At 66.9% G+C, this 20,404-nt stretch carries 21 protein-coding genes; 8 read left to right on the forward strand and 13 right to left on the reverse strand.

Translation table 11 applies throughout. The features are described from left to right. The first annotated feature begins 334 nt into the window (after nt 1-334). Genes MELE44368_RS27380 through MELE44368_RS24470 form a run of 3 tightly spaced genes read left to right on the forward strand, consistent with a single transcriptional unit; the run spans nt 335 to nt 3,469 of the window. Nucleotides 335-2,029, forward strand: a complete 1,695-nt coding sequence (locus MELE44368_RS27380) for a hypothetical protein (RefSeq protein WP_206613850.1) — start codon at nt 335-337, stop codon at nt 2,027-2,029. 21 nt (nt 2,030-2,050) lie between these two features. Then, nucleotides 2,051-2,485: a lipoprotein LpqV gene (gene lpqV, locus MELE44368_RS24465; protein ID WP_128110857.1), complete on the forward strand. Its 435-nt coding sequence runs from the start codon at nt 2,051-2,053 to the stop codon at nt 2,483-2,485. A 27-nt stretch (nt 2,486-2,512) separates the two neighbouring features. After that, nucleotides 2,513-3,469 (forward strand): patatin-like phospholipase family protein, encoded by a 957-nt coding sequence (locus tag MELE44368_RS24470; RefSeq protein ID WP_128110858.1) that lies wholly within the window; start codon nt 2,513-2,515, stop codon nt 3,467-3,469. A gap of 1 nt (nt 3,470) precedes the next feature. Here the strand turns inward: MELE44368_RS24470 and MELE44368_RS24475 are convergent, their stop codons facing one another. Beyond that, the gene (locus MELE44368_RS24475; RefSeq protein ID WP_206613851.1) at nt 3,471-4,322 is read right to left on the reverse strand and encodes a patatin-like phospholipase family protein; all 852 of its coding nucleotides are present in this window, start codon (nt 4,320-4,322) and stop codon (nt 3,471-3,473) included. A gap of 159 nt (nt 4,323-4,481) precedes the next feature. Between MELE44368_RS24475 and MELE44368_RS24480 the strand changes: the two genes are divergently transcribed. Then, complete coding sequence (locus MELE44368_RS24480; protein WP_046754265.1) at nt 4,482-5,720, forward strand: MFS transporter; 1,239 nt, start codon at nt 4,482-4,484, stop codon at nt 5,718-5,720. Nucleotides 5,721-5,729: 9 nt separating this feature from the next. Here the strand turns inward: MELE44368_RS24480 and MELE44368_RS24485 are convergent, their stop codons facing one another. After that, nucleotides 5,730-6,788, reverse strand: a complete 1,059-nt coding sequence (locus tag MELE44368_RS24485) for an NAD(P)H-dependent amine dehydrogenase family protein (protein ID WP_046754257.1) — start codon at nt 6,786-6,788, stop codon at nt 5,730-5,732. A gap of 152 nt (nt 6,789-6,940) precedes the next feature. On the opposite strand from MELE44368_RS24485, the gene MELE44368_RS24490 reads away from it, so the two are divergent. Together MELE44368_RS24490 and MELE44368_RS24495 are read left to right on the forward strand one after the other, a co-directional pair. Continuing rightward, nucleotides 6,941-8,143, forward strand: a complete 1,203-nt coding sequence (locus tag MELE44368_RS24490) for a lipid-transfer protein (protein WP_128110859.1) — start codon at nt 6,941-6,943, stop codon at nt 8,141-8,143. A gap of 18 nt (nt 8,144-8,161) precedes the next feature. Next, nucleotides 8,162-8,479 (forward strand): hypothetical protein, encoded by a 318-nt coding sequence (locus MELE44368_RS24495; RefSeq protein WP_046754259.1) that lies wholly within the window; start codon nt 8,162-8,164, stop codon nt 8,477-8,479. A 53-nt stretch (nt 8,480-8,532) separates the two neighbouring features. On the opposite strand, the gene MELE44368_RS24500 is transcribed toward MELE44368_RS24495, so the two are convergent. The 4 genes from MELE44368_RS24500 to MELE44368_RS24515 all read right to left on the reverse strand — a co-directional run bounded on the left by MELE44368_RS24500 (nt 8,533) and on the right by MELE44368_RS24515 (nt 11,266). After that, a complete protein-coding gene (locus MELE44368_RS24500; protein ID WP_046754260.1) occupies nt 8,533-8,823 on the reverse strand; it encodes a hypothetical protein in 291 nt (96 codons plus the stop codon). A gap of 140 nt (nt 8,824-8,963) precedes the next feature. After that, on the reverse strand, nt 8,964-9,974 hold the full coding sequence (locus MELE44368_RS24505; protein WP_241566752.1) for an MmpL3/TtfA transport complex stabilizer: 1,011 nt from the start codon (nt 9,972-9,974) through the stop codon (nt 8,964-8,966). Between the two features lie 489 nt (nt 9,975-10,463). Next, nucleotides 10,464-10,925: an ATP-binding protein gene (locus tag MELE44368_RS24510; protein ID WP_241566753.1), complete on the reverse strand. Its 462-nt coding sequence runs from the start codon at nt 10,923-10,925 to the stop codon at nt 10,464-10,466. A 32-nt stretch (nt 10,926-10,957) separates the two neighbouring features. After that, a complete protein-coding gene (locus MELE44368_RS24515) occupies nt 10,958-11,266 on the reverse strand; it encodes an STAS domain-containing protein (protein WP_198529530.1) in 309 nt (102 codons plus the stop codon). 290 nt (nt 11,267-11,556) lie between these two features. Between MELE44368_RS24515 and MELE44368_RS24520 the strand changes: the two genes are divergently transcribed. Then, a complete protein-coding gene (locus MELE44368_RS24520; protein ID WP_128110861.1) occupies nt 11,557-11,982 on the forward strand; it encodes a hypothetical protein in 426 nt (141 codons plus the stop codon). 165 nt (nt 11,983-12,147) lie between these two features. Further along, nucleotides 12,148-14,247 carry a PE family protein gene (locus tag MELE44368_RS27385; protein WP_264031192.1) on the forward strand — a complete coding sequence of 700 codons (2,100 nt, stop codon included), beginning with the start codon at nt 12,148-12,150 and terminating at the stop codon, nt 14,245-14,247. Nucleotides 14,248-14,252: 5 nt separating this feature from the next. Here MELE44368_RS27385 and MELE44368_RS24530 read toward each other — a convergent pair whose 3' ends face one another. From MELE44368_RS24530 to MELE44368_RS24560, 7 genes are all read right to left on the reverse strand, one after another. After that, complete coding sequence (locus MELE44368_RS24530) at nt 14,253-15,104, reverse strand: DUF4344 domain-containing metallopeptidase (RefSeq protein WP_064890061.1); 852 nt, start codon at nt 15,102-15,104, stop codon at nt 14,253-14,255. A 93-nt stretch (nt 15,105-15,197) separates the two neighbouring features. Then, the gene (locus tag MELE44368_RS24535) at nt 15,198-15,494 is read right to left on the reverse strand and encodes a DUF732 domain-containing protein (protein ID WP_064890151.1); all 297 of its coding nucleotides are present in this window, start codon (nt 15,492-15,494) and stop codon (nt 15,198-15,200) included. Nucleotides 15,495-15,556: 62 nt separating this feature from the next. Further along, nucleotides 15,557-16,570 carry a peptidoglycan-binding protein gene (locus MELE44368_RS24540; RefSeq protein ID WP_241566754.1) on the reverse strand — a complete coding sequence of 338 codons (1,014 nt, stop codon included), beginning with the start codon at nt 16,568-16,570 and terminating at the stop codon, nt 15,557-15,559. A gap of 160 nt (nt 16,571-16,730) precedes the next feature. Beyond that, on the reverse strand, nt 16,731-17,603 hold the full coding sequence (locus tag MELE44368_RS24545) for a peptidoglycan recognition protein family protein (protein WP_128110863.1): 873 nt from the start codon (nt 17,601-17,603) through the stop codon (nt 16,731-16,733). Between the two features lie 87 nt (nt 17,604-17,690). Continuing rightward, nucleotides 17,691-18,215: a GNAT family N-acetyltransferase gene (locus MELE44368_RS24550; RefSeq protein WP_157861354.1), complete on the reverse strand. Its 525-nt coding sequence runs from the start codon at nt 18,213-18,215 to the stop codon at nt 17,691-17,693. 25 nt (nt 18,216-18,240) lie between these two features. Further along, entirely contained in the window at nt 18,241-18,492 is a 252-nt protein-coding gene (locus MELE44368_RS24555) for a hypothetical protein (protein ID WP_052761528.1), read from the reverse strand. Between the two features lie 44 nt (nt 18,493-18,536). Continuing rightward, the gene (locus MELE44368_RS24560) at nt 18,537-20,339 is read right to left on the reverse strand and encodes a molybdopterin-dependent oxidoreductase (protein WP_083042207.1); all 1,803 of its coding nucleotides are present in this window, start codon (nt 20,337-20,339) and stop codon (nt 18,537-18,539) included. Nucleotides 20,340-20,404 lie beyond the last annotated feature (65 nt).

The following is a 20,404-nucleotide window of genomic DNA, read 5'->3' on the forward strand; positions in this document are numbered from 1 at the left end:
TTCGATCGCACATCCGAACTTCGCGAGCAATCCCCCTCGGCGGGCCGCGCCTCCGCAGCCTGACTGCCGCTGATCGATGGCATCCAAGTTTGCAGATCATACGTTATCCGCTATAAACAGCGATTTAATGTGTGACTTTGTGATTTGCTGTCGATCGACCCGACAGCAGCCGCGAAAAAATCACCGACCTGCCGCTCAGCGATTTCGATTCATCTCGCCGAGTCCCTATGAAAACCGTCACTAATTGTGCTAATCATATGTTGCTCACCGTTTGCGGTTGATTAGCCGACACATCGAGGGTTTCCCTCACAAGGCGAAGGGGTCGACAGCGCCGATGGCCAAGCACAAGCGCTCAAAGCATGCCAAGAACAAGAAGTCGCTGGTCACGGCCGCTGCCTTGACCAGTGGAGTGCTGGCAGCCGGCGGTGGCGCCATCGCCAGTGCGTCACCCGCCGTCGCCGACGACTCGCCGTCGTCGTCGACGCAGGCCATCAGCGACTCGCTGTTCGGCTTCGGCGCGTTCGTGCCCTCGCTTCTCGGGCTGACGCCGCAGGGCGGCACCCCGTACTCGCCAGATCTCTACGAAAACCCCGACAGCAGGGTGATGTTCGGCTGGACCGAATACCTACCACCGTCACCCGTGGCACCGTCGGGCAACGCCAACACGCCCCTGTTCGACTGGACGGCCGTGATCCCCAAGCCCCCGGGCAACCTGTTCGGTTGGGCCGCCCCGGCCACCGGCGGCAACTGGAGCGCACCGAGATCACCGTTGACGGACGGCCTCATGAGCGCCAACTTGGCGTTCCAGAATGCGGCGCTCGCGATGAGCTCAGCGTTCCAGACCGGCTTCAAGACGCTGTTCCACAACGGCACCGAACCCGGCGAGAACGGCGGCCTGCTGATCGGCAACGGCGCTGACGGCGGGCCGGGCCAGAACGGCGGCCGCGGCGGGCTGCTCTTCGGCAGCGGCGGAAACGGCGGCGCGGGGGTCGCCGGAGTCAACAACGGCAAGGGCGGCAACGGCGGCAGCGCCGGCCTGTGGGGCAACGGCGGCGCGGGCGGCGTGGGCGCCAGCATCACCGACGAGAACGGTGACGTCGTCGCCGGAAACGGCGGTGACGGCGGCAATTCCGGGCTGGTCTTCGGCAACGCCGGCGTCGGCGGGGCGGGCGGCGACGCCACCAGCGTGTCCGGTGACGCGCAAGGCGGGCAAGGCGGTCACGGAGGCAACAACACGTGGCTGGGCAGCGCCGGGTTCGGCGGAGCGGGCGGTGACGCCGCCAGCGAGACCGGCACCGCCACGGGCGGGGCGGGCGGCGACGGCGGCAACGCGGGGTGGCTGTTCGGCTGGGCCGGCGGCGGCGGCGCGGGCGGCGCGGCCACCAGCGAGACCAACGACGCGACCGGGGGCGCCGGCGGCGACGGCGGCAATATCGGCATCGAAGGTGACGGCGGCAACGGCGGCGCCGGCGGCACGGCGCAGACCAACGACGGCACCGCGACCGGAGGCGACGGCGGAAACGGCGGCGGTTCGTTCTTCAACGGCACCTCGGGCGACGGCGGCGACGGCGGCGACGCGTCCGCCGGGACCGGTATCGCCAACGGCGGCAACGGCGGCGACGCGGGCCACGGCGGATTCGACGGCCAGGGTGGCGACGGCGGCAACGGCGGGGACGCGGAGGTCGACGACGGCGAAGCCAACGCGGGCAACGGCGGCAGGGGCGGCGGCAGCGGCCTGATGCAGGACGGTGGTGACGGCGGCGACGGCGGCGACGCCACCGCGGAGACCGGTACCGCCACCGGGGGCGACGGCGGCACCGGCGGATCGACCAGCTGGGCCAACGGATACCAGGGCGGTCGCGGCGGTGACGGCGGCGACGGCACCGCGACCAACGGGGTCGGCAACGGCGGCAACGGCGGCAACGGCGGGCGTGACGGTCTCGGCGCCGCGGACGGGCCGGGTGGCTCGGGCGGCACCGGCTCGGGCTCGGACGGCAGCAACAACGGCTCCGACGGGGCCAACGGATAGCGATTGCATAGATTGGCGGGCATGCGCTCGCACTTTCGGTACGCCTTCGCGGCGACCTCGGTGATCGTCGGCCTCGGTGTCGTCTCGGCCTGTTCCTCCGGCACCGACACCGAGCCAACGGCGACGCCGACGTCGGCCACCTCCGACAGATCCGAAACCCCGACGGCCGCACCCGGTTCCGTCGCGGTGTCCCCCGGCGGTGTGACGACAGCGGTCGGCGCCCCGGCCGACTCGACGGAAGACGAGTACTACAAGGCCTGCACCGCCGCGCGGGAGTGGATGGCGCAGCAGGGCGGCGACCCGCACGAGCAGATCGAGCCGTATCTGGGCATGTTGCAGTCGACGGACTCGGCAGGACCGGCCACCTACGGCATCCCGTGGTCGCAGTTGCCTCCGCCGCGCCAGGCCGCCGTCATCGTCGCGGTCCGTGCGGCCGCCGACGCACTCTGCGGCTGATCGCCCGCGAAGCGGGACAATGGCGACATGGCTGACAAGCGTGTCGCGCTGGCACTTGGCAGCGGGGGCGCACGGGGATACGCCCACATCGGCGTCATCCGCGAACTCGAGGACCGCGGCTACGAGATCGTCGGGATCGCCGGTTCGTCGATGGGCGCGCTCGTCGGAGGGCTGCGCGCGGCGGACAAACTCGAGCAGTTCGCCGACTGGGCGAAGGCGCTGACCCAGCGTGCGGTGCTGCGGCTGTTGGACCCCTCGATCACCGCCGCGGGGGTGCTGCGCGCGACCAAGATCCTGGACGCCGTGCGCGACACCCTCGGCGACGTTCGCATCGAAGACCTTCCGATCCCGTACACCGCGGTGACCACGGACCTGATCGCCGGCAAGTCGGTGTGGCTTCAGCGCGGTCCGGTCGACGCCGCGATTCGCGCGTCGATCGCGATCCCCGGGGTGATCGCGCCGCACGTGCTCGACGGCCGGCTGCTCGCCGACGGCGGCATCCTCGACCCGCTGCCGACGGCGCCGATCGCGGCCGTCAACGCCGACCTCACCATCGCGGTCTCGTTGGCGGGCAGTGAATCCGCCGGATCCGAGGAGGCCGAGTCCGGACCGAGGACCACCGAATGGTTGACCAAGATGTGGCGCAGCACCACGTCGCTGTTCGACTCCAGCGCGGTGCGGGGCGGTTCGGAATCAGGCCCCACCGACAGCGAGGCGGAACTGGTCGACGCCGGCAAGGAAGCGACGGTGCCCAAATTCGGCTCCTTCGAGGTGATGAACCGCACCATCGACATCGCCCAGGCCGCGTTGTCGCGCCATCAGCTGGCCAACTATCCGCCCGACCTGTTGATCGAGGTGCCGCGCAGCGCATGCCGCAGCCTGGATTTCCACCGCGCCGCCGAGGTCATCGAGGTGGGCCGCACATTGGCCGCCGAGGCGCTCGACAAACGCGAAACCGGTGAAACCTCCACGCCGGACGGCTGATTCAGCGCGCGAGAAAGTCCGCGATCTCGGTGGCGATTCGTCTGCCCTGGCGTCGGCCGGCCGACGCCGACGGTATCCGGCACTGCGGATCAAGCGGATCCTTGCCGAAGGCCCGCAACGACTCGGCGTCGGCGAACACCGCGAACGTCGCGCCGCCGAACGCGCCGATCTCCTCGGCGGTGCTGACACCGAACGGCGCCGGTGTCGACTCGCCCTGCGGAACCAGCACCACCGCGACGTCGCAGTCGTCGGCCAGCGCCATGTTCACCGAGCTGCCGACGCCCCCGTCCATGTAGCGACGATCACCGATGGTGACGGGCGGCCATACCCCCGGCACGGCGCAACTGGCGGCGACCGCGTCCACCAGTGCGACACCGGATGTCCGGTCGAACGCGACGAGTTCGCCTGTGGCGATGTCGATCGCGCTGATACGCAGTCGACGGTCCGGCCAGTCGTGGCTGGGCAGCCGGTGGGCGATCACCTCGCGGCGCACGGGTTCGGGCACGGTCGACGTCGATGCCGCGACCGCGCCGATCCTCCGCAGCTTTTCGGCTTTGGTGCCCGGCTGGGTCACCGCGGTGAGGAAGAGCTCGGTGATGTCGTCGATGCCCGCGGTGGGGCGCAGCTCGGCGGAGGTCGCGGCGGTCTGACGCTCGTACAGGGCGTCCACGCCCAGCCCACTGGACAGCTGCGCGGCGACAGCCGAACCCGCCGAGGTACCGACCAGCACGTCCGAATCGATCAATGCCTTGGCGGTCTCCGGCGACACGTCGGCAACGCCCGCCAGAACACCGGTCTCCCAAGCGATTCCGGCCAGCCCACCGCCTGCGAGCACCAACGCACGCCTCGTCACAGACGGGGAGTGTGCCAGATTTTCCACCGATAAAGCTAACAATGGCTAGTTTGCCCGCACGCTAAATGGCCGCAAGAAATGCAGCGGGTTGGTGACGGTGAAATTTTCTATTTCGCTTCGCGGATAGCGCATAAATAGTAGATTTCGCGCAGATTCCGTATGACTGCTGATGGTGACTTAAATGCGCGCACTGACCGCTACGGGGTGCTGCTCACGCAGGGAACTTTTTACACGACCGGCATGCAACTGGCGAACATCGCGGTTGTGCTGCCGTTTATCTGTGCGCACCACGGAAATCTGTTGGCCGCGGCGTTGGTGTTCCCCGCATACAGCCTTGGTGCGATTCTCGGAAACTCGATATCGCCGGTTGTTCTGGAACGCTCGCGGCACCTGAGACATCTCGTCCTGGTGGCGACCTCGTTGACCACAGCGGCATTGTTAATGGTCAACGGGCTGGCGGCCGTGACGGGATCGAGGATAGGACCGATATTTCTGACCACATCGGTGGCGCTCGGTATTGCCAGCGGGATATCGAAAATTGCTTTCTCCGATGTGTTGTCCAGCAAATTGAACGAAATTCGCCGCGGCGATCTGATACTCAATCAAAGTGCTGTTGGGGCGGTGGTCGCCATTCTGGCCGCCGTTATGCTGCTACCGATTCTGGAAAGCAAGGACCCACTCACCGGCCATATCGACCTGCTATGGCTGGGCACCGCAGGATTGGTGGCCGCCGCGGTAACCAGCATCTTCATCGGACCCATTCATTCTCATTCGGCGCGGGCGGCTCGCCGGTTACGCGAAATTTATCGAGAAGGCCTCTCCATCGCCCGCAGCCACGATTGGTTTCGCCGGTACGTCGCCGTCCAATTGTTGTTCGTGCCGATCAGTCTGGGCGCGACGTTCTACAGCCTGCATACGGCCGAAGATCACGCCGACGACGCCGGCACCCTGCACATCCTGGTGATCGCCACCAGCGCCGGGCTGATCGTCGGCGCGGTCCTGTGGAGTTTCGTGCACCGCAGCAGGTTCGCGGCGCGCGGGATGCTGGTCGCCAGCGTGCTGGTCAGTTCCAGCGCAGCGGTGCTCTGTATCGTCGGCGAGGCGATCGACGCCTGGTCCGAGCCGTGGATGCACGGCGTCGTGATCCTGATGGCGACGGTGGCCAACCAGGCGATCCTCACCGCCGCGACCACGTGGATCAACATCTTCGCCACCGAACACCAGCGCGCGACCTTGATGGGATTCTCCGCCGTGCTTGTCGCCATCGCCACCGCCGCGCTCGGCGCCGTGCTGGGCGGAATCGCCCAGGGCTCCTCTGCGATCTGGCCGGTCGTGATCGTGCTGCTGTTGAACCTGGCGGCGTTGCCTGCCGCGCTGCGCGCACCGATGCGGGCGTAACTCGTTTCGTCAGCCCAGGTGCGGGGCGGCCCTGCCGCTGATCAGCGGCAGGTCGAGATACGTGGCGATGCCGGGGGCGGCCGCGCACACCGCGGGTATGGAGTTCACACAGTGCGCGGCGGTGCCGACGACACCGTATTCGGGGCCCTGGCCGCCGATCTCCGACTGAAAACCCTTGATGCTCACCGAGATATCGGGGTTGCCGCGCACTTCGATCTCATAGCGTTGCCCTTCGGGGCCGAACGTCCACGCCGGGTCGAGGTTGTCCTCCCCCATCAGCCAGTTCACCGTGATCCGCACGACGGGTTCACCGTCGACCAACGCCTCCCAGTGGAACTTGCGGCCCGCGACCTGGCCCGGTTCGATCTCGCCGATCGGCGACGGGATCGGCGCGGTGGCCACTGCGATCTCCTGTGACGAGCGGACTTTCGGCTCGGCACGGAACCCGATCTTGTCGACGCACATCTGGACGGCCTGGATGAAGCCACCGTCGAGCAGCTTCTGCATCGGTCCGCTGAGCGCCTTCTCGGGGACCTCGCCGAAGCCCATCACATGGCGGACCACATCGGGCGCCTCGTAAGTGCGCAGATCCGAGAACTCCTCGGCGCGAACGAACGTCACGCCGGTCGACATGATCGAGAACATCAGCGGGAACTTCTCGCTGATGCCGCCGGGAGCGATTCCGGTGCCGTGCAGCGTTGCGTTGCCCTCCAGCGCGGCGGCTTTGAGCGGCGCGGCCTGCCGTTCGCTCGGATAGATCCAGCCAACGGGTGTCACCACGTTCTTGCCCGACCGCAACAGCGCGGCCACCTCGTCGGGGTTGGGGAGCAGCGGGGCGTAGACGACCGCGTCGGCGTCGAGAGCGAGGATGTCGTCGATGCTGTTGGTGGCCGTGACGCCCAGCGGTTCGGCACCGGGCCCGTCGATGATTTCGCCGACGTCTTTGCCCGCCTTCTCCGGTGAGTGCACCCAGCAGCCCGCGAGTTCGAGGTCGGGGTGCTCGAGCACACCCCTGATGGCCGCGACGCCGACCCCGCCGGTGGCCCACTGCACGACCCGCAACCCCATGACGCCTCCTGACAAAACTAGAACACGTTCTACTCTTTGTACCCTGCTTCCCGGCCAGCAGACGCAAAGTCGCACTTTTCGTGCCGAGAATGGACGACTTTGCGTCTTCTCCTGCGATTAGGGTGTGCAGAGCGCAGCGAAAGGAACGTGGAATGGCCACCGCAGGAAAGAACAAGGTCTACGTCGTCGGCGTGGGGATGACGAAGTTCGAGAAGCCCGGGCGTCGTGAGGGCTGGGACTACCCCCAGATGGCCATGGAGTCGGGCACCAAGGCACTCGAGGACGCGGGCATCGACTATTCGGAGGTCCAGCAGGGCTTCGTCGGCTACGTCGCAGGCGACTCGACGTCGGGCAACCGGGCGCTCTACGAGCTCGGCATGACCGGCATCCCGATCGCCAACGTGAACAACAACTGTTCGACGGGTTCCACGGCGCTGTTCCTTGCCGCGCAGACGATCCGCGGCGGGCTGGCCGACTGCGTGATCGCGCTCGGCTTCGAGAAGATGCAGCCCGGCGCGCTGAAGGGCGGCTACGAGGACCGTGAGTCGCCGATGGGCAAGCACGTCAAGGCGATGGCCGAGATCGACGAGTTCGCTTTTCCGGTGGCGCCGTGGATGTTCGGTGCGGCCGGGCGCGAACACATGCGTCAACATGGCAGCACCGCCGAACATTTCGCGAAGATCGGGCTGAAGAACCACAAGCACTCGGTGAACAACCCGTACGCGCAGTTCCAGGAGGAGTACACCCTCGAGGACATCCTGGCGGCGAAGATGATCTCCGATCCGCTGACCAAGCTGCAGTGCTCACCGACCTCCGACGGTTCGGGCGCGGCGATCGTGGCCAGTGAGGCATTCGTGGACAAGCACAACCTGGCCGGCCAGGCCGTGGAGATCGTCGGCCAGGCGATGACCACCGACTTCCAGTCCAGCTTCGACGGCTCGGCCAAGAACCTCATCGGCTACGACATGAACGTGCAAGCCGCACAACAGGTTTACGAGCAGTCCGGGCTCGGGCCCGCCGACTTCCAGGTGATCGAGTTGCACGACTGCTTCTCGGCCAACGAGCTGCTGCTCTACGAGGCGCTGGGGCTGTGCGCCGAGGGCGAGGCGCCGAAGCTGATCGACAACAACGACACCACCTACGGCGGGCGCTGGGTGGTCAACCCGTCGGGCGGGCTGATCTCCAAGGGTCATCCGCTGGGCGCGACGGGCCTGGCGCAGTGTGCCGAGTTGACGTGGCAGCTGCGGGGCACCGCCGACAAGCGCCAGGTCGACGGTGTCAATGCCGCGCTGCAGCACAACATCGGGCTCGGCGGCGCCGCGGTCGTGACCGCATATCAGCGCGCCGAGCGCTGATGAGGGATCATTGAACCCATGCGGACCACATGGATCCTTGCCGGGGCTGCCGCCGTCGCGTACGCGGCGATCGCCGCACCTGCCGGCGTCGCGGCGGCCGACGACGGCGATTCGGCCCAGGAAGTGATCAACAAGCTGCAGGACCGGGGCTACAACGTCACGATCGACAAGATCGGCACCGCCCCGATGTCGGAATGCGTGGTCACCAGCGTCCGCAACCCGCAGGAGTTCACGCAGCTGATGCCGCTGCTCGGCGGTCGAAACGACGGCGTGCTCTTTCCGGTCACCATCAGCCAGCCGATCTCGGTGTCGCTGGACTGCCGCCGCCATCAGTGATTTGGGCGTAGTTGGTCACGTTGAGCGTGACCAACTACGCCCTGATCGCTGGGTCAGCGCCGTGAACAGTCGGCCGTGACGGTGATGGACCGCTCGGTGACCACCTGAACCAGGTCGTCACCGCGACGCACCAATTCCGTTCGCTCCCTTGGCTTCCGGATGTCGGTGATCACGCATTCGTCCAGCGATGCGCTGCCGATCTTGTTGACCTTCACGTCGAAACCCTGCGCCTCCAGGGTGGCGATGGTCAGCTCCGCCGATTCGGCCGCCGCCGCGACGGGCACGGCAATCGTTCCGCAGACCGCCGCGGCGATCCCGGCCAGTACCAACAGCGTTGCGCGCATGGCCGCGCCCCTTTCCCTCGGTGAAGACCCCGGTGGCCTTCACCGCGGTTCAACGGGGCAACCGCGGAAGAGGTTCAACGCCTCGGCGAAAAAATTTCAGGGCACGCCCCTGGGCAGGCCCCCTGGGCGCGCTGCCGGGGCTAGACGGTGGCCGGTTCCAGCTCGGGAACGTCGGGCACCACGATCGGATCGGTGGCCACGAAGTCCGAGTACATCAGCGGCGCGGCGGTCGCGACGGCATAGGTGGTGACGACGCCGGTGTAGTCGGCGACGTGCAGCCGGCCACCGGCGGCCTCCACCGCGACGCCCGACGGGCGAGCGCCCACCGTGATCGTGTCGATGACCTTGTGGGTGAGCGTGCACAGCACCGCGACCCGGTCGTAGTCGACAACGTATGCGCGGGCCTTGTCCGTGCCCATGATCAGCTGGGTCGGCGCACCGCCGAGTTGCATGGTTCCGGTGATCCGGCCAGTGGCCAGCGCGATCACGTGGACGACGCCACCGCGGGCACGGTCGGACGTCAGCACATAGGCCGTGCCGTCGGCGACGGCGATGCCGCGGATCGGGGCGCCGATCTGCACGGCGCGCTCGACGCGCGCGGTCTCCACGTTGACGATGACCAGCGCGCTGCCGCGTGCGTCGGTGGTGCCCACGTACAGGCGCTTACCGGTGGCGTCGAGCGCGACGGCGTCGATGCCGATACCCGCTCCGGTGGCGACGTCGATCGTGCCCATCCGCTCCGCGGGCACGTCGATGACGGCGACGTCGGCATAGCCGTCACCGGTCCGGCCGGCGAACACCCGCTTGCCATCGGGGCTGACGGTCAGCGCCGTGACGCTGAAGGCGAGGTCGTAGGTCGCGATCACGCTCTTGGTGGTGAGGTCGACCACCGCGATCTCGTCATGCGTCCACGAGGAGGTGCTGACATAGGCCCGATCGTCGGCGACGGCGACCGCGACCGGCTCGCCGGGCAACGCGATGATGCTCTGCACCGCCACCCTGGCGGCATCGAGCACCGCAATGCTGTCGTCGCCGTAGTTGGCGGCGACGATCACACCATCGGCCGCGGCGATATCACCGATCGGACCGCGGCGCACCGCCACCGATCCCACCAAGCTGACATCCGGGCCGCCGTGAACACCTTCTTTCACTTCCGAACCAGAAGTCTTCGCCTGCATCACAGGCGCCACAACGTTAGCCATTCGCATTCGGTACCTCCGCCGGTCTTGGCGTTCACCGGCCCTAGATTTCAAGTGTTACTACGCCTTTGGCAATTACTACGCCTTCGGGCGCGAGTTTCATCCGAGTCTAACGACGATTACCGACAGCTTTGATCGCCGCAGAGAGCCGCGCCGCAGCGATCGGCGGAAAGCTCTCAGACACTGCTTAGGAAATTCTTCGTTATCGATTCGTTACCCTTCAGGGTCGTCCCGTAACGTCGGCTTAACGTGGGGTTTTGTCGGCGCCGTAAGCGCTTCGGGAGCGAGCCACCGATCGGCGAAGCGCTGCGTTCTCAGGTTCCGGGCCGAAAAGTGAGCGGCAAATCACAGCCGACATGCCCGGGAAGCGTTCGCGCGCAAGCGCAATCGAGGCGCTCTGAGAGTGACGGGGGTCACGTGCGCGGTGGGGTCGGCGATACGTCACGCGCGTGAGGTGCAGATCTTCCGGGTGACCAGGCCGCAGTCGTCGAACTGCAAGCGCACCTGGGTTCCGGTCGACTCCTTGGAGATGGTCGTGCGGTCCGCCAGCGCCTGCATCAAGGGGATGCCTCGGCCGCGGGTGTTCGGACGTGACTCGGGGTCGACGTGGCGCCACCTGCCGCGATCGGAGACGACGACCTCCAGCTGGCGGTCGGCGGCGTGGTGGCGGGCGTGCATCGTCATCGTGCCGCCGCGCCCGGTGTAGGCGAATTCGGCCGCGTTGGTAAGCGCCTCGTTTACGGCCAGGACCACATCGTTGAGCCTGGTCGCGTCCAGCGTGAAATGGCTGCGTAGCCAACCGGAAAGCTCGGATCGAAACTGTGCGACGTTACGCGCGTCGGCGACGTCGTTCCGGATGAGGCTCGCGTCCATCTCGCCCGCGGAGCAATTCAACTTGGTCATCGTGCCAATTGGTTACCCAGCGGCGCCCGATGTCATGCGGCAAAGTTCTCGAGGGCGACCTCGACCGAGGAGTACATGTCGATCAGGTCCGCGATACCGGTGATCTTGAGTGGTCGGCTGGTCGCGGGCCCGTCGGCCACGACGGCGAACCGGGTGTCGGTGCCGTCGACGTGGTTATGGGCCTCCATCAACACCTGCATGCCCGCCGAACCCAGGAAGTCCACCTGGGTCAGATCGACGATCAAACCGGCAGGGTCCTTGCCCAGAGCGGCGTCGACAGCGTCCTTCAGCTGCGGCGCCGTGAGCATGTCGAGGTCACCGGACGCGGCGACCACCGCCACACGTCCGACCCAATTCTCGGTACAAAGCTGTCCGTCCAAGCCTCACCTCTTGCTTCGCGGCGCCCACAAAGCAGCCTGAATCAACGTCTGAAGGCTGCAGTCTGAACCCGCCGCTAGAGTATCGACTTCGTCAACCCGGCGCATCGACGGCACCTTCTCGCCCTTGTCGACCGCCGCGATATTCGTCATATCGGCAGGTCCGGGGCTTCTCGTCGAGTTAGAGCGAATTTTCCGGCGACCCACGCGATAATGGTCGGCATACCTCAAGTCCCCGATATGAAGGGTGATCAATGGGCTCCATCTCACTGTTGGCGCGACGCGTGATCTTCGTCGCCGGGTTCGCGATCGCGGCGGCGGCCCCGGTCCTCGGAGCGACGCTGGCCGCACCGGCCGTTCCCACGTCGCATCTCGCCAACTGCCCGGCCGGCGAGGAACAGGATCTTTACAGCGGCCACTGTGTTCCTTATATGGTTCCGAACTCGCCCGAGTCGGCGGCGACGCCCGCTTCGGCGTCGGACTCAGCGCATGAATCGGCGCCTGCGGACGCCGCGACCCAGGGCGCGAGCCCGAGCTTGTGTCCTCCCGGCGTCAGTGGCAGCGAGTGCGGCGGTCCGACCGGCGGCCAGGCGAGCTCTCCGCAGCCGAACATGCCCGCGGCGGTTCCACCGCAGGAACCCGAGCAGGAACTCGCCGAGGTCGAGACCCCCGACTACTGACGCGCCGGTAAACGCCTCCGAACCGTTTTCCTCAGCGCAACTTTTGCGAGTCTCGCCCGCCGCTGATGCCGCGGTGGGACACTTTCCCGGTCAGCCCAGTTCGGGCGGGCGCTGGGAGGTCCGGCGATGTCTATTTCGCCGCACAAATCCATGGCGACTGTTGTGATGGCAGCCGGAATTCTCGCTGTACCCAGCACCGGTTCCGACCCCCTTCCCCCGCCGTCGTATCCGGTCAAGTCGCTCAGCTCTGTTTCTGCCATCACCCCTCCGGCCGTCATCGCACCGATGACGCCCAACGCCCTCGCCGGCGCTGTCGCGAGCGGAGCGACGATCAGATCGACGCGCAACATCGGGACCTCGGATGCGTTGGCGCCGTTCGGCTTTACCGTAGCGCCTCACCCGAAGGACGACACCGATGACGAGAACTCCTTAGCCGGTCCGAGCCTCCCCGACATCACTGTGCTTCGTGTCCGTGCACCGGCCGCACTGATCGGAACCGGCGGTGCGCCTTCGCCATCCGGCCGGGCACAGACAGCGCTGCTCCTGCCCACGCCCGCCACCATCGGGACCGACTTCATCTCCTTCTTCATCGGTGACGGCGACGAACCCGGTGAGAACGCGGGCCTGCTCATCGGCAACGGCGCCGACGGTGTCGCACCCGGCCAGGCCGGCGGGCGCGGCGGCTTGCTGTTCGGCAACGGTGGAGACGGTGGGCCCGGTGGCCGAGGCGGGGACGCGGGCCTCATCGGCAACGGCGGCGACGGCGGTAACGGCGTCGACGAGATTCTGTTGACCGGCAACGCAGTTGGTGGACCTGGCGGCGACGGTGGTCGTGGCGGCCTGCTGTTCGGTAACGGCGGAGCAGGCGGCAGAGGGGGCAACGCCGAAGGCGGAGAGAACGCCACCGGCGGCGCCGGAGGCGCCGGAGGAAACACCGGACTGTTCGGCCGCGCCGGGGACGGCGGCGCCGGAGGCACGGCGAAGACGAAGGAAGACAACGGCGCTGCCCTCGCCGGGGCAGGCGGCCAGGGCGGAAGCGTGCTGGGCATCGGCACCGCGGGCAACGGCGGGAGCGGCGGCAACGCGGATTCCCTCGATCTGCACTCGGTCGCCACCACCGCAGGTGCCGGTGGAGCAGGCGGCACGGTCGGGTTCATCGGCCGCGGCGGTGACGGCGGTGCGGGTGGAACCGCGACCGGGTTCGAGGCCACCACGGCCGGTGCCGGCGGCGTCGGCGGCAACGGCGGCGCTCTCATCGGAGGCGGTGGTACCGGCGGGGCCGGCGGCGACGCCTCGAGCGGTCGCGGCTCAGCGACGGCCGGTGACGGCGGCAACGGTGGTCAAGCCGGTTTCTTGGGCGACGCCGGCGCGGGTGGTGTTGGCGGCGACGCGGTTTCGCAGTTCATCGGGCAAGCCACTGCGGGCGACGGCGGAGACGGCGCCAGCGCCAGGCTCATCGGAAATGGCGGCGCCGGCGGTGATGGCGGTACCGCGTTGGGAGACAACGGTAGTGACGCCTCCGGCGGGTCCGGCGGCAACGGCGGCAACGGTGGGCTGCTGATGGGTGACGGCGCCGTCGGCGGCAACGGCGGTGCGGCAGAAGGCTTTGAGGATGTCACGGGCGGTGCCGGTGGCCACGGCGGCAGCACCGGCCTCAACGGCAACGCGGGCGACGGCGGCGACGGCGGCGCGGCCAAAACCACCGGCGACAACAGCGACGCGACCGGCGGAGCCGGTGGAAACGGCGGCAGCGTCGCCGGGGTCGGCGATTCCGGCGACGGCGGTGACGGCGGCGGCGCAACAGCATTGGACCTGCACAGCGTCAGCACCCAGGGCGGTGACGGCGGCGCGGGCGGCAGCACGGGTGTCAGCGGCGCGGGCGGTGACGGCGGCGCCGGGGGTTCGGCCTCCGGCTTCCTCAACACCGTGGGCGGCGACGGCGGTGACGGCGGCAACGGCGGCACGCTAAACGGCGACGGCGGGTCCGGAGGCAGCGGGGGTACCGCGACCGCCGACGGTGCACTCAGCACCGCAGATGGCGGCGACGGGGGCGACGGCGGCAACGGCGGCGTGCTGTCCGCGGGAGGTGCGGGCGGCAACGGCGGCTCAGCGTTGGGCTCCGCAACAGACCGCGAGGGCGGCGACGGAGGTGACGGCGGCGACGGTGGCATCGGCGGGGGCGGCGACGGCGGCAACGGCGGCTCTCCCGGTGGAGCCGGAGGCAGCGGAGGAAGCCCGGGCGGAAGCAACGGCGCCGACGGCTGACCGCGCTACTTGAAGTACGGATCGAGCAATGTCGACCACGCCTTCTCGAGCTGTGCCCACTCCTCGCCGCATCCCGACGCGCGGTCTTCCGGTAGCCGGTCGTCAGTGACCAAATCGGCGTTGGCTTCCGGGTTCGAACCGTAGATCCAGCACTCGAGGTTGTACATGCGGGTTTCGTCCAGGGAGTGCACGTCGGCGAAATCCTCGGCGCTCAACTCGGTCGCCTGCGCGCCGGATGCGCCGAACGCGAACGCAAAGTCCTTGACGGCCTGCACCGATTCGGGGTCGGTTTGACCGTCCTCGCCGGGCGTCAGGAGGACGTAGGCGGCCAACTGATCGGCGACATCCTCTTCGCGTCCGGTGACCGGGAGGTCGTAGATGGTGATCGCCATGTGCCCCACCTCGTGATAGAACGTCGCGTACTCGGAGTTGATCGCTGCCGCGGTGGGATCAGGGTCGCCCGCTTCGGTGAAGATCTTCTGTGCCGAGTCGATGTCCTCATAACAGATCGTGATGGTGTTCGCGCCGGCGTCCCAGAACGCGTTGGGCTGATCGCATTGGGACCCGCGCAGCGAAATGTCGTGGGGCAGCTTGAGCGACTGGTTGATGTCGTCGGCGAGGTCTTCGAGCAGGTCGTTGTCCTGCATCAGCGCGCGCCCATTGACCGCTTCGGGGCTTTCGGCGTCGTCGTAGAAGACGATCATTTCGCCGTCGGCGGCGACGCCGTCGTCCTGGGTGGCTTCGGGAGTGGGCGTCGCCGGAATTGTCGGAGCTTGTGCCGTGCCGGATTCCGGCGCCGCACTGCACCCGACGGCCATCAGCCCACACGCCAACACAATGAGAATCCGTGACCGCATGCCCCACCCCTTCGTTCGTTCGGCGTCTCAGTGCGCGGCACAGCGCCCCTCACCGTGTTGACCGGTGGGGCGCTGAGCCCGTTGGAAGACTAATCAGCCTTCGTTGACTATAAAGTCGTATTCCGGACAGAACGCGGCCGTCGCCGCGCCGATGAGTACTCCCGCGTCCTGCGGATCGAGATACTCGGTGAGACCGGCGATCTCGCCCTCCAGGGTGGCCCCGTTGGCCCAGTCCTGGCAGACCCCGTGACCGGCGGCGACCATGTTCGCGGGGGTGGCCCCCGGCCAGGTGACACCGGCATCGTCGAGAACGTCCAGGAAGGTGTCCTCCGGTGTCGCACCCGCTGTCGGCGCGCACAGGAGCGCAGCCGCCGCAATTCCGCAAAACATTGCCACCCCGCAACAATTGTCGGCCATCCCGCTTTATGGATTGCCGGAGTCGACACGGTCCCCTACACGCCGGCAGGGGCGGTCGCGACGATCTGCACTGCCCGCTGCACTCCCGTCTGGCCATCGAACCCCACCCAGTCGTGGTAGTGGACGTGCGGATTACGGATCAGGAAGTCACCGACGACCACCGCCGTCTGGACCACCTTCGCGAAGGTCTCCGGCGTATTGGCGAGGTTCAACAAGTCCAGGAACTCGTTGCTTTGAATCAGAGCGAGGATCTCGAGGGCGAACGGCAGTTCGAGTTCCAACGGAGTCAGTGCCTCGTAGCCGAGGTGCAGCAAGGTGTCATCGGTGGTCGTGGCGTACATGTCACCGGGCAAGACGAAATCGTATGTGCGTGCGCGGAATTGGTCCGGTGTGTAGAAGCCGGCGATCCCGGCTCCCGGCGGGTTGTCACCCAACAGCGTGGGACCGGGCGGCCGGCAGGGGCTGCCGAACTGGATGACCGCGATGAGGTCGTCCGCGCGATGCGCCAACGGCTGGCCGGGCAACATCAACCCGAGGGTTCGCGCCACCACTTCGGCGCCCTGGCTGTAGCCGCACAGATAGAACCGACCGGCGTTCATCAAGACGAGCCGCGCGAGCTCGGCGACGCCGAGCGCCACCGATTCGTTGTAGCTCAGAAACGGGTTGGGATACAGGAAACCGGACGCGGGATACCCGACCGGCTGGTTCCGGACTATTCCCCTCTGCTCGAGCTGCCATCCGACGTCGAACTGAGGCCCCATGAACGGCGTCTGCCAAGTGCCTGACGCACAGTAGAAGAACGGCAGAGACGTCGGAAGCGGACGCGGTTGATCGAAGTCGAGGCCGAGACGCCCGAGCGTCTGTGGACCGGCGACGCCGTCGACGACCAGACCGGCACGGCGTTGGAACTCCCGCACGACGCCGGTGGTGGCGGGGCCGTAGATGCCGTCGACGACCAGGTTGGAATACAGCGGATAGTCGCGGTTCAGCCGGGCCTGTAGCAGCCGGACGAGATCATTGCTGTCACCGGGTCGCAGCACCACCGCCATTTGCAGCATTCTACGTGCGAAACATGTTCAGCCTGGCTGGCTTTCGTGCCGAACAAGCTCAGGCAACTGGTTGGCGCTTCGCTCGATATCCCCGGCGCGGGGCATATTGGCGGTACTTCAGGAGCGACGCCGATGCCGGGCGTTGCTGGATCGAAGGGGGCTAAGCGATAGTGGCGGTTGCGGTACGCGCCAGGTTCAATCGCAGCGCGGCAGCGGTGGCCGGACCGACGATGCCGTCGACCTCCAAGCCGGGTGTGCGGCGCTGAAACTCCCTGACCGCGGCTTCGGTTTGGGGGCCGAAGTCACCGTCGACCGCGAGGTGGCCGGCGAACTCGGGATAGGCGGATTTGAGCAGCCGCTGCAGGTCGGCGACCTCGGGCCCCTCGGTGCCGCGAAACAGCAGCACGTCCGCGTACTCACCGATGGGCACGGGCGGGCTCGGCGTCGGCGCCAGGCGCGAGATGTCGCCGATTCGCTCCTGGATGTCGCGGCGCAGGATGTCCATGTCGATCGCACCCGGATCCCATTTGCCTTGGGCCCGGCCGGCGTACTCCTTGTGCCCGATCGTGCGCGCAGAGGTTTGCGACAGCCGGCGGTTGATCGCCGCACAGCACCTCACCAGCGCGAAATACTGCGCGTCGGGCCAGTTGTGGCGATGCGGAGCCGTCGAGAAGGTTCCGCTGTTGGCACACTCGATACCGATCAGATGCCAGTTGCCCATGTTCGTCGGAACCCACGGATACATGCCGCGGCCCGCGTGCCATGCGACGCCGACGGCCACGATGCTGACTGTGCCGTCGCGCGCGATGTGCAGTTGTGACAGCGGGCCACGTAGGCCGGGATGACCGTAGGCGATCGACGCGGCGCTGGCGTTGTCCGATCCGGTGTGGTGCACCATGACGCCGCGGATGTCCTTGAAGTCTCCGTGACCGCGGCTCCGCCATCCGGGAAACTCGACGGGATCGATACCTTCAGCACGCAGAACGTCGGCCAGCCAGACCGGATCCCCGGTCCAGGGGGTTGTCTGAGGCACGCACGAATCCTTTCGGGTTCAGTGACTTTCGAGAGTAGAACCGCAGTCCGACAGATGACATACCCACTGATACCCGATCGTATGGGTTCAGAGGGGCAGCTCGAGGTACGTCGTGGCTCCGGCAAGACCGACGTTGCCTGCTTCGGACCCGTCGAACGGATCGATAGCCCTGGCGCCCACCGATTGATACAGCGCATGCGCTTCGGTCATGAAGCTCATGGTCTCGAGACGCACCCTCGTGTATCCCTCGGACCGCGCGTCGTTGAGCAGTCGGTCGAGCAGCGCTCGCGCGATGCCGCTGCCGCGCGCAGACGGCCGGACGAACATCCGTTTGATCTCGGCGGTTCGCTCATCGTAGGTGGGCTTGAAGGCGCCGACACCGACGATCTCATCGTCGCGTCGGGCAACCAGCAGCCTGCCCCCGGGACCGAGGAACCGTTGTGTCTCGGCGAAATAGGCGCGCTCCGCGGTGCCGTCCGGATCGACCGACTCCGCGCCCAGATCGGCGGCGAACCGCGCGAGTATCCAGTCGAGATACTCGCGGAACAGCGGCTCGACGACTGCGGCTGCGTCGGGCCCCGAGAGGGCTTCGATGCGCCAGGAAACGTTCAACAGTCGTGATCATCGCACTGGGGCCTCACAAGATCCAGGGGAAGAATCCGTACATCGGGTAGTTGTTGACGAACGGCGGTGCGTCGTTGAGCTCTGCATTGCCAGGCGAGGTGCACATGCTGCCGGCCCTGGTCCAGTTGCACGTCATCGGCGCGGGCTGGATCTGTTGTTGGGCGACCGGTTGCACCGTCGTGTCGGCGGCTCGAGCGACGGGCGCCAAGGCGATGGCCACAGCACACGCTGCGACGACCATGCCCGGGATCGGTCGGATCTTCATTTCCTACTTCCTGAACTGAGGCTGTGCGGGTCCAGACCGCACAGTTAGATCGGCATCCGGTAGCCGAAGTACTCGTGGTCTTCGTTGTAACCACCATGGCCCCAGCCGACGTCTTTGAAGCTCTCGACGAACTCGATGGCTTCGATCCACTTGACCTGTTTGAACCCCAGCTGGAGTTCGTTGCGCAGACGCAGCGGTGCGCCGTGCGCATCCGGCAGCGGTTCGCCGTTCATCTCGTAGGCGAGCAGCGCCATCGGTTCCCGCATGTGCTCGATGCGGTGGCAGTCGTAGTACCGCCCGGTGTCGGGTTCGGGTCCGTTGCCGAAGGAGTAGAACACGACCCACCGTGCTGTCGGCAGGGGCCGCACGATGTCGATGATGTCGCGCATGCGCACACCTGCCCATTTGGCCACGCCCGACCAGCCCTGAATGCAGTAGTGCTGGGTGATCTGTTCGTGTTTGGGCAGCGCCACGATCTCGTTGTAGGACAGGTTCACCGGGTTTTCGACCAGGCCGGTGACGCGCAGCGAGTAGTCGGACCAACCGGTGGCCCGCAGGTCGCGCCAGTGCTCGGAGTCCGGTACCCGCCCGTTGGCCCAGTGGTAGGGCGTGATGTCCCGCTCACGGTATGAGGCCTTGGGGTGTACACGTTCCATCCATGCCTTGGCCCAGCCGACGATGAATCGTCCGGTGTGCTGGACCGCTCTCGGGTAGCGAAGAGTCAGTGGTGTGGCGATCAGCCAGAGCACGGCCAAGAGAGCAGCGGCCATCCCGAATATGACGAGGGCCCAGGGCGACTGGGAATCCGTCCCCAATGTCATGTGGCTGAGGTTGCCGACCGCACCGGTGAGGAACACCATCGCGACGTGCGCGGCGATGAAGACCAGCATCCAGATCAGCACCATGAAGTGGACAGTCCGTGCGACCTGCCGGTTCAGCGGACCGCGTCCCGTCCCGAACCGGGCGGCGACGGCGGGCGCCTGCAGGAGACCGGTCGCGAAGGCCAGCGGTGCGGCGATGAACACCGTGATGAAGTAGGCCAGTATCTGCAAACCGTTGTATTCAGCGAAGCCTTCGTTGGCCGGAAAGTTCAGCGACGCATACTGAATGGCTGTCGACAGGGCGTTGGGGAACACGGTCCAGGACTGGGGCACGAGTCGGTGCCACTGGTCGGTGCTGAACAGCAGCACGTAGAAGATGACTCCATTGATCAGCCACAGCAGATCGAAGCTGAAATGCCACCAGCGGGCCAAGCCGATCGAGTGACGAAGTCCCGGTATTCCCAGCTGCTTTGGCAGGGAGACGGCGTCGTCCTTGGAGGTCCACAGGCGTGGTGGGTCGTTCTTGTCGATGCGGTCGGCGGGTACCGGATCGCTCATGCGGAACCACTCCGACCCCGGGCGACAACCCGAATTCAGGTAGAGGCGTGGATGATCGGCCAGAATCTGCAGTCCCGACCGGATGATGAACATCATGAAGACGATGTTGAAGAAGTGCTGCCAGCGCAGCCAGGCAGGAAAGCCGGATTCCACCGGCGTGGCGTAGGTGGCCGAGGTGCCTGGATAACGCGCGATGAAGGTCTGCACCCAGTCGAATGTGCGTAGTTCCTGAGCGATCACGATGAGGACGGCGAATCCGGCGATCGCCAACGCGACGAGCCACAAGATGCTGACCCACCTGCGACCGATGCGCACCAACGGCACTTGCGCGGGCACCTGCGGAATACCGCCGGCGAACTCGTTCACATCGACGCGCTGGTGGAAAACCCCCTTGGGTTCATGGTGATCCAACAGGGCGCGCAGCGGCGTCGGCGAAGTGGGATGCTCGGTTCTTGGTGCGCTCGTCACGGCTTGCCTCCAGGCGCGGGGTACACGACGCTGACTCCCCTGTCTGCCGAGATCCGCTCGGCAAC

The sequence above is a fragment of the Mycolicibacterium elephantis DSM 44368 genome, from assembly GCF_004014805.1.
GTDB lineage: Bacteria > Actinomycetota > Actinomycetes > Mycobacteriales > Mycobacteriaceae > Mycobacterium > Mycobacterium elephantis.